Raw genomic sequence first — 2,316 nt, forward strand, 5'->3', positions numbered from 1 at the left:
CGGGTGATCTGGAGTTCGCGCGGGTCTGAGACGGTGCCCGCCTCGCGGAGATCGGCCAGCCGACGCTGAAACCCCTCGGCCAGGTGCTGATAGGGCCCTGGCCGCTGGTTGCCCTGTGGGTCGGTGCGTGCGTAGAAGCCCGTTCTGGCGACGCCGGCTTCTCGTGCAAGAGTCTTGAGGTTGCAACCGCCGCGGGCTGGAAGCTGCCCCAGCAGTAGGCGGTCCATCGCAGCACGGATGCTGGCCTCGTTGCGACGGCGCTGTTCGGTGGTCAGCGGCATGATGTGCACTCCTGCATTGCGGTCTGCGGAAACGTGGCGGAGGTCTGGGCCAGTTGGCGGGCCAATGATCGGTCCCTCTGCGTCGGCCGTTCACGAGGTCGTGATCATGGAATATCGTGCCGGTCATGACCACGGATGACTGGTTGGCTGACACCCGCACCTCTTATGACACGGTCGCGGTCAGCTATGCCGACCAAGTGCGAGGTGCCCTCGCCGGACACCAGTACCTTTGCGCGGCGCTGGCGTTGTTCGCCGACAGCGTGCGGGTCGCTGGCGGCGGGCCGGTCGCGGACGTCGGCTGCGGCCCCGGTGAAGTCACCGCCCACCTGCATGAGCTCGGTGTCGACGCCTTCGGTGTCGACCTCTCCCCGGGGATGATTGACGTGGCCCGGCGCGACCACCCCGGCCTGCGGTTCGAGGTGGGCTCGATGGCGGAACTGGACCTCCCCGTTGCTTCGGTGGCCGGCCTGCTCGCCTGGCAGTCGTTGATCCACATCCCCGACGACGAGGTGCCGACTGTGTTCGGGCACTTCCACCGAGCAATGCGTCCAGGCGGACCGCTGCAGCTCCTGTTTCAGGTGGGTGACGAGTCGCAGTTGAAGACGGAGGGCTATGGCGGTCACCCGATGAAGGTCCATGTGTACCGCCGTCAGCCGGATCAGGTGGCATCCTGGCTGCGCGATGCCGGATTCGTGGTCGAGGCCGAGATGCTGCTTGACCCGGATGCGAAAGCTCAGCAAGCGATTCTTTTCGCACGCAGTAAGCCCTAACTTCTGCATATGTCGGGCTCGCCACTCGGAACCGAAGGACATGCGGGTGTACTCATAGCGGTGCTGGTGGCCTGGTCGATGCTGTCGAGCACTCGTTGGACGCGGTCGTGCTCGCGTCGTAGCCGGGTCTTCTCCCCTGTGGGGACTCTGGGGTTGCCGAGGAACGCTTGAAAGGTGGCCGCCTGCTCGGCCCAGATCGGGCGGTGACAGGCATGATGGGTGGCCTGCGGACAGCGGGCCGAGTCGCAGAGTCCGATCAGCGGCCGAGTCGCCTCGGTGGTCCCGGCCAGCCGCAGGCAGAGCGCTTTCGTTGGGTCGCGGAACCAGCAGTAGTTGGCCGGGCCGACACGCAGGGTTCCTGCGTGGGTGCGGAGCAGGTTCTCCACTCGACGGTCGGTGTCCAGCACCGACGGCTCCAACGAGGCGCCCTCCTGGAGCGCTCCGTCGACGTGGGTGAATGTCGCGATGAGATCCCGAGCGCCGGGTCCGGCGGGGAGCTGTCCGGCTTGGAACTGGCGGAACGCGTCGATGGTCAGGTGCAGGTGGTGTTCCTCTTCCAGTTCCTGGACCTGGGCGTGGAACAGTGCTTGTGATCCGCCGGGGCGGTTGGCGTAGCCCTCGGTGGTGGCAGTCGACACGTGCTTGAGGTGGATCTTCGCCGCGAGCAGTCCGCCGGGACGTTGGGCTAGTTCCTGGGCAAGGGTACGGCGCAGCATCCGGAGGTTGAGCGGGCCGGCGGGGATCGGTGTCAGACCGAGTCGATGCCCGGCGGGGCCGTTGATCCAGTTCCGCAGCCGTGGGTAGCTGGTGTGGAAGACCATCGCGCCGAACACGGGTTCGCCGATGTCGCCGCCGTGGAGGCGTTTGGCGAGCGCGATCGCTTGGTCGACCTCGGCGACGACGACCCACTCGTCGTTCTCGCCGCCGAACTGGCGGCCCTTGATGACCTTGCTGGCCAGGCGGAACCGCTGGCCGCCGCCGGTGACCATGCGGGGAGACAGCCGGGAGCCGACCCGCAGTTCCAGCAGTTCGCTCGTCCGCATGCCGCTGGCCGCCGCGGTGAGGATCAGGCAGGCGGTGCGGACCGCGGTGACCAGGCCCCGGATCTCGTGGTAGGACACCGGCAGCGTCCAGGGGCGGGGCTGCCCGCCGTCCGCGCCAGAAACCGGTGCTGCGTTGCGGCCCCAGGCATGCTGGACACCCAGCACCCGGACGGCGTGTTCGAGGTGCGGCCGGATCTGCTCGACGTGGCGCAGCAGCAGCTT

The 2,316-nt window shown here is 67.7% G+C and carries 2 protein-coding genes and 1 pseudogene; 1 reads left to right on the top strand and 2 read right to left on the bottom strand.

The genetic code is table 11. From position 1 onward, the window contains the following. A pseudogene (locus AC5P09_RS51610) lies at positions 1–281 on the bottom strand (hypothetical protein); the annotation flags it as partial. Between the two features lie 125 nt (positions 282–406). Between AC5P09_RS51610 and AC5P09_RS51615 the strand changes: the two are divergent. Further along, positions 407–1,051: a class I SAM-dependent DNA methyltransferase gene (locus AC5P09_RS51615; RefSeq protein WP_099970846.1), complete on the top strand. Its 645-nt coding sequence runs from the start codon at positions 407–409 to the stop codon at positions 1,049–1,051. Here the strand turns inward: AC5P09_RS51615 and AC5P09_RS51620 are convergent. After that, a partial coding sequence (locus AC5P09_RS51620) for a site-specific integrase (RefSeq protein ID WP_493880579.1) occupies positions 1,048–2,316 on the bottom strand: 1,269 nt, incomplete at its 5' end. The genes AC5P09_RS51615 and AC5P09_RS51620 overlap by 4 nt on opposite strands.

This window comes from Streptomyces sp. a15 (assembly GCF_059026085.1).

Coding starts and splice junctions, on each gene's coding strand:
- AC5P09_RS51615 (WP_099970846.1), top strand. CDS start 407: ATGACCACGGATGACTGGTTGGCTGACACCCGCACCTCTTATGACACG.